At 72.3% G+C, this 6,384-nt stretch carries 7 protein-coding genes; all 7 read right to left on the reverse strand.

Annotation, left to right across the window (positions count from 1 at the left end):
• The coding region (locus ACYVE7_RS26940) for a hypothetical protein (RefSeq protein WP_460368402.1) at positions 1-931 on the reverse strand (931 nt) is incomplete at its 3' end.
• Positions 928-2,535: an Hsp70 family protein gene (locus ACYVE7_RS26945; protein ID WP_460368404.1), complete on the reverse strand. Its 1,608-nt coding sequence runs from the start codon at positions 2,533-2,535 to the stop codon at positions 928-930. The genes ACYVE7_RS26940 and ACYVE7_RS26945, both read right to left, overlap by 4 nt.
• A 4-nt stretch (positions 2,536-2,539) precedes the next feature.
• Positions 2,540-3,121 (reverse strand): nucleotide exchange factor GrpE, encoded by a 582-nt coding sequence (gene grpE, locus ACYVE7_RS26950; protein WP_460368406.1) that lies wholly within the window; start codon positions 3,119-3,121, stop codon positions 2,540-2,542.
• Positions 3,121-3,789, reverse strand: coding sequence for an RES family NAD+ phosphorylase (locus ACYVE7_RS26955; protein ID WP_460368407.1), 669 nt, complete (start codon positions 3,787-3,789; stop codon positions 3,121-3,123). Before ACYVE7_RS26955 ends, grpE begins: the two co-directional genes overlap by 1 nt.
• Positions 3,789-4,427: a hypothetical protein gene (locus ACYVE7_RS26960; protein WP_460368409.1), complete on the reverse strand. Its 639-nt coding sequence runs from the start codon at positions 4,425-4,427 to the stop codon at positions 3,789-3,791. The genes ACYVE7_RS26955 and ACYVE7_RS26960 overlap by 1 nt, the downstream gene beginning before the upstream one ends.
• Positions 4,427-6,016 carry an Hsp70 family protein gene (locus ACYVE7_RS26965; RefSeq protein ID WP_460368410.1) on the reverse strand — a complete coding sequence of 530 codons (1,590 nt, stop codon included), beginning with the start codon at positions 6,014-6,016 and terminating at the stop codon, positions 4,427-4,429. The genes ACYVE7_RS26960 and ACYVE7_RS26965 overlap by 1 nt, the downstream gene beginning before the upstream one ends.
• 5 nt (positions 6,017-6,021) lie before the next feature.
• A partial coding sequence (locus ACYVE7_RS26970) for a CHAT domain-containing protein (RefSeq protein WP_460368412.1) occupies positions 6,022-6,384 on the reverse strand: 363 nt, incomplete at its 5' end.

Here is a 6,384-nt window from a genome sequence, read left to right on the forward strand (position 1 = left end):
CCTCCGCGGCCTCGGCGGCCGCCCCGCCGCCCTGGTTCGGCCCGGACCGCTGCTCGACCAGCGACAGCGCCAGCCCCTGCGCGTCGGCCTCGGCCAAGCCGAGCGAAGCCGCCTCACCGATGATCATCCGCAGCGGGAGCTGCGCCTCGACCGCCTCCCGCAGCGCCTCGGCGACCTCCCACAGCAGCAGGTCCTCCAGCGAACCCTCCCGCGCCGCCTTCTCCAGCACCGCGAAGACCGTGTCGGAGGCGCTCTTGCGGGAGTCGAAGGTCTTGCCCGCCAGCTCGGTCTTCTTCCGCCCGATGACGTCGGCGGTGAGCCGTTCGCCGGAGTTCAGCCGGAACCCGCCGCTCAGCCGGAAGCCCCGCTGCCGCCGCTCCCGGCCGAAGACCTGGTCGGCGGAGAGGTCGAGGCCGAGCGTGCGGACGGCGGTGCGCAACCCCCTACCGCCGGACGGCTGGTCCGGCAGCCGCCACAGCGGATCGACCACCGTCACCTGATGGCTCGCGAGCATCGCCCGGACGGTCGCCTCGTCGATCACACCGCCCGCCAGCAGCCGCACCGCCGCCGCCGACACGCACGGCCCCGCCGCCGCGAGCTGCTCGATCCGCTCCTTCAGCCGGGCCTGCGCCTTGCCCTCGTTCTCCTTGCGGCCCCGCTCGAAATGCTGCCAGGTCAGCTCCTTGCGCTCCGCCAGATCGTTGTGGGCGGCGAGCATCGCGTCGGTCAGGGCGCGGAACCGGCGGCTCTTCACCCCGGTGGAGCGCCACAGCTTCACCATCTCCTCGACGTGCGCGGTGAACGCGGCCGGAGCCATCCGCTCGGACCCGGTCAGCCCGTACCGGGCGAACAGGTCGGCGGGCGGCGTGCCGCCGCCCGCGACGGCCGGGCCCAGGACGTCCCGCTCGTAGGCGGCTCTGTCGACGCTCATTCGCTCAGCTCGTACCGGGCGACGGCCGACCTGGCCTCGCTCACCTCCTGGTCGGACAGCCCCTCGATCTTGATCTCGATGTGGAGGTCCTTGCGGGTGCTGAGCTCGATGGCGTAGACGCGCAGCGTGCCCATCTCGTCCATCGCGAAGGTGACGTCGAGCGGCGAGCCCTCGGGCAGCGGCGGCATCCCCGAGATCAGTCCCTCGCCGATCGGCGCGTTGTCGGCGGGCTCCTCCGACTCCGCGGCGCCCGCCTGCTCCCAGATCTCGATCTTGCACGCGGTCTGGTTGGGGTAGGCGGTGAAGATGCGCTCGGCGGGCGGATCGGCGGGCAGCGCCGTGTTGGCGCGCAGCACGTGCTGGACCATGTAGACCTCGGGCCGCACCGTCCGCAGCAGCCGGAGCCCGAACGCCCGCGGCACCACCGCGGTGACCCGCTTGTCGGCCAGCTTCCTGACCTCGGTCTTGTCCAGGTTGAGCTGGTCGGCGACCTCCGCGACGGCGGCCTCGTCCAGCTTGGTGCCGCCGGACTCCTCGTCGTGCAGCCGCACCTTGATCGACTCGATCAGCGCGAACCTCGCCGCGCCCTTGGCGACCGCGAGATCCGGGTCGTGCAGCTTCGGCTCGAACCCGAACCGCTCGCGCAGCCCCGCCGCCACCGCGGGCATCCGGACCGAACCGCCGACCAGCAGGACGTCGTCGAACACGGTGACGCCCTTCTCCGCAGCGACCCCCAACGTCCGCTCAGTGATCTTGAAGGTGCGCTCCAGCAGATCGCCGGTCAGCTCCTCGAACTTCTCCCTGGTCAGCTCGACCTTGGCGACGTCGCCGTCGAACCGCATGTTGTGGCGGCGCGACTGGGTGCTGCTCAGCGCCTTCTTCAGATCCTCCGCCGCGAGCGCGAGATCCTGCAGGAAGTCCTCGCTGTCTCCCGCCGCCGACCCCGGGTTCTCCGCCAGGAAGCTCTCCTGGAGGAAGTCGGCGATCCGGGTGTCCCAGTCCGCGCCGCCGAGCCGGTGGTCGCCGTCGGTGCAGACCACATGGATGTCGGAACCCTCCAGCTTGATCACCGTGGTGTCGAAGGTGCCGCCGCCCAGGTCGTAGACCAGGATCGTCTTGTTGCCCGTGGAGATCGCCTCGTAGTGCAGCGCGGCCGCGACCGGCTCCGGCACCATGCTGAGGACGTTCAGCCCGGCGATCTCCCCCGCGTTCTTGGTGGCCTGCCGCTCCTTGACCCCGAAGTAGGCGGGGACGGTGATGACGACGTCCTTCACCTCCAGGTGGGTCAGCTCGGCCGCCGCCCGCGCCATCTCCTTCAGGATCAGGCCGGAGATCGACTCGGGGGTGTGGGCGACCCCGTCGAAGTCCAGTTCCAGCTTCTCGCCCATCTGGCGCTTGATGAGCTGGACGACCCGGTCGGCGTCCAGCAGCGCCGACTTCTTGGCGTCCGCGCCGACGACGACGTTCTCCCGGGTCTCGAAGTAGACCACCGACGGGGTGGTGTCCTCGCCGACGGCGTTCTTCGCGATGACCGGACGCCCCGCGTCGTCGACGTAGGCGATACAGGAATAGGTGGTGCCGAGGTCGATTCCGAAAGTGGCCATCGCGCTACTCGCTTTCCGCAGGGGCGGCGGACTCGGGATCCGCCGGGACGAACTGGTAGAACCGGGCGCGCGCCGGACGGCGCACCCGGCCGGCCTCGCGGTCGACGAACCCGGCCGACAGCACCGCCTCGACCGTGTTGTGCCGCGCCGGATCGTCGGTGGGGACCGTCGAGGACGGGTTGTGCCGGGCCGCCTCGAACGGGTCGCCCGGCTTCGGCTCGAACGCCTCGATGCCGCAGCGCTCCAGGATCAGCTCCGTCTCGTCGGCGAAACTCTCCAGGACCCGGCCGTGCGGTTCGCCCGCGAGCCGCGACGCCTCCTTGCGCAGGCCGTCATAGAGGCGGAACAGGTCGACGACGACCGGGTCGAGCACCGCGCGGCGCTGCCCGGAGCGGAACACCTGGTTCTCCTCGTGCAGCCGGTCGATGACCGTCTCGCGATGGGCCGACCTGCGGTGGAAGTCGCCGAGCTGCTGCTCGACCGCCGTCAGCCGGGTGGCGAGCGCCAGCAGCAGCTCGGCGTCGTCCGCGGCCTCCGGCGCCTCGGGCAGCTCGGGGCTCTCCGGTTCGGTGGCTGTGTCTTCCATCAGGGCCTCCCTGGGGGGTCGATGCGCGCCCGGTGCGGGGCGAGCACATGGTTGATGAACGCGGCTCCGTCGGCCCCGTCGAGGTCGACGCCCATCGGCTCCTCGACCGCCACGAGGTCCTCGACGGGCTCGCACCGGTCGCCGAATAGGACCACCGAGTGGTGAGCCTGGTGCCTTCTGGACTGCCAGATGAACCCCTGGATCTTGGGGGTGTGGTCGTGGATCCAGCCCGCCCAGTGCCGGGTCAGATGGAAGTCCGCGCTGTCGGCGGCGACCAGCCAGGCGTCCTGGGCGACGGCGTTCAGCCCCTCCTCGTGGCGCAGGTCGACCAGCGTCAGCTCCCGCAGGGTGAACATCACCGAGGCGCGCCGCCCCCGCACCGCGGCGCGGGGGATCTGGCGGTAGCCGTCGTCGCCGAAGGGAAGGTCGCGCAGCAGCAGTTCGCTCAGCGCGGTGGCGGCCTGGCAGCCCGCGTACAGCGACGGGTACGGGTGCCGGCCGGTGCCGTCGAAGCGGCCGCCCCTCGGATCGTTGACGTCGGTGAGCCGGGAGTTGAAGCCGTCCGCCGTCCGCCCGCGGCGGTGGACCCGCCAGAGCACGGAGTCGGCGGGGAGCGTGTGCAGGACCGGATCGGGCGTGTAGCCGTCCGGGGGCAGGGACCTGGCCATCAGTCGGCCTCCACCAGGGCGCGCGCCGCCGCGACGATCGGCGCGGGATCGGTGCCGATGAGGTCGGCGGGCGGGGAGCCGCCGCAGCGGGCGTTCCGCGAACCCCACCAGTCGAGCACGCCCCGCGGGTCGTCGGCGGCGTCGAGCAGCCCGTTGACCTCGACGACCACCGGCCACGGCTCGGGGAAGTCCCGGAACTGGAACGCGGGCAGCCTGACCAGGTCGCCGTCCGGGAAGCAGATCGCCCAGGGGCGGTACCTGTCGAGCTCCCGGACGGGCCTGACCAGCATCGCGACCCGGTCGTAGCGGGCGCGCAGGGCGGCCGCGACCTTCTCCTGGGTGGTCCTGGCCGGGTCCCGGCCGTGGCCCAGCCGCTCCGTCGTGGCCCGCCACTCCGGCTGCAGCGCCGTCGAACGGTCGCCGCGCCGCAGCTCCACCCGGATCGGATGGTCCTTCGGAAGCACGGCGCGCAGCAGGTCGGCGACGCGTCTGCCGAGGGCGCGGCGCTCGGCGTCGTCGCCCTCGTCGGCGAGCAGCCCCACCAGAAAGTCCAGCTCCGCGCCCTGCTCGGACGGGAACCGCGCACGGACCGCCGTCCAGTCGTCGGCGAGCATCCCGAGGGCCTTGAGCAGCGACATCAGTCCTCCACCCGGCTGCGGGCCAGCGCCGTCTTGGCCCGGTCGACGTCGGCCTGGTCCATCCCGCCGATCCGCAGTTCGAACCGGAGCGCGCCGCCGCCCCGCGAGTCGGCGGCGCTCACGGCCAGCAGCCCGGTCTCGCTCAGCTCGAACGTCACATGGACCGGGGTGCGGGCCGGGGTCCTGGGCGCGAGCCGCAGCATCCCGCTGCCGATCCGGGCGTTGTCGGCGAGCTCGGGCGAGTCGGTGCCCGGCTTGGCCTCCCACACGTCCACCTCGATCAGCGGCTGGTTGTCGATGACGGTCGCGAGCATCACCGGGCCGGTGTCGGCGGGCAGCGAGGTCCCCGCGGGCAGCAGATGGACGACGAACTGGCGGGCGCGGGCCGGGTCGGTGGCGAACAGCGGATCCCGCTCGTCGACGACCTTGACGCCGAACCCGCGCGGCACGACCGTGCTGACCCTCCGGCCGATCATCGCGTCCGCCTCCTCGGCGGTGATGTCGAGCCGGTCGGCGATCTCCTGCGCGGTGCCCGAACGCGCCAGCGCGTGCAGCGCCGCACCGCGCGCCACCGCCAGATCCGGGTCGTGCCGCCGGATCGGCCGGTCGAAGACCCGCTGGAGACCCGCCTCCACCGCGGGCATCCGGGTCATCCCGCCCACCAGGATGATCTCGTCGATCCCGACGACGCCCTTGGCGGCCGCCTCGGCGAGGGTCTGCTCCGTGATCTGGAAGGTCTGTTCCAGCAGGTCGGCGGTGAGCTCCTCCAGCTTGGCGCGGGTCACCTCGACCCTGGCGACCTCGCCCCGCCACCGCAGCGGCACCTGCCGGGACAGCACCTCGCTGAGATGGTGCTTGAGCTGCTCGACCCGTTCGGCGAGATCCTGCATGAACTCCTCGTCGGCCGACGGGTCGAGCCTGGGGTGGACCCGCTGGAACTCGCCGAGCAGATACGCCGCCAGCCGCCGGTCCCAGTCGACCCCGCCCAGCTCCAGATGGCCCTTGGTGCAGACCACGTCGGCGGCGCCGTCGGTCATCCGGATCACGCTGGTGTCGAACGTGCCGCCGCCCAGGTCGAACACCAGCAGGGTCTTCTCCCCCAGCCCCGGATGCTCCGCCTGGTAGGACAGGGCCGCGGCGACCGGCTCGGCGAGGACGTCCAGGACCGTCAGCCCGGCGATCTCGCCCGCCTTGCGGGTGGCGTCCCGTTCGGCCACCCCGAAATAGGCGGGCACCGTGATGACGACGTCGCGGACCGGGCCGCCCAGCTTCTCGCCCGCGAACTCGGCGAGCTTGCGCAGCACGATCGCCGAGATCTCCTCGGGCCGGTACTCGCGCCCGTGGTACACGCGCGGCGGCCCCTTGCGTCCCATCTCCCGTTTGACCAGCTCGGCGACCTGGCCCGGCGCGAGCACCGCGCTGTTCTTGGCCTCCTTGCCGACGACCTGGTGGGTCGCGCTCTCGAAGTAGACCACCGACGGGGTCGTCTTCTCGCCGACCCGGTTGGGGATGACGACCGGGCGGCCCGAGTCGTCGACGTGCGCGATGCACGAGTTCACGGTTCCGAGGTCGATGCCTATGGCGGTCAAGATCGTCACCGTCCTTGGTAGGTGAAGGCGGCCCAGACCTCCGGAGCGGAGAGCAGGGCCTCGGACAGATCACCGGCGAACAGCTCGGTGATCGCGGCGGGCAGTCCGGCGTCCGGGTCGAGCAGCCGCGCCTGGGCGGCCTGCAGCGCCCGCGCCGGATCGGGGTAGCCGGAGTTGAGGAAGTGGTGGAACAGCGCCATGAAGACGGCGGCGGGCAGATCGTCGACGATCCAGCGGGAGCCGACCGCGCCGCACGCGCCCGCGGCGAGGAAGGCGCTGGCCAGCGTCAGGGACTCGTCGTGGACGTCCTGGCTGAGGTCGGTGCCGCACGCCGCCGCCAGCACCAGCCCGCCGGGCAGGCCGCGCGG

It is taken from the genome of Actinocorallia lasiicapitis, assembly GCF_054778695.1.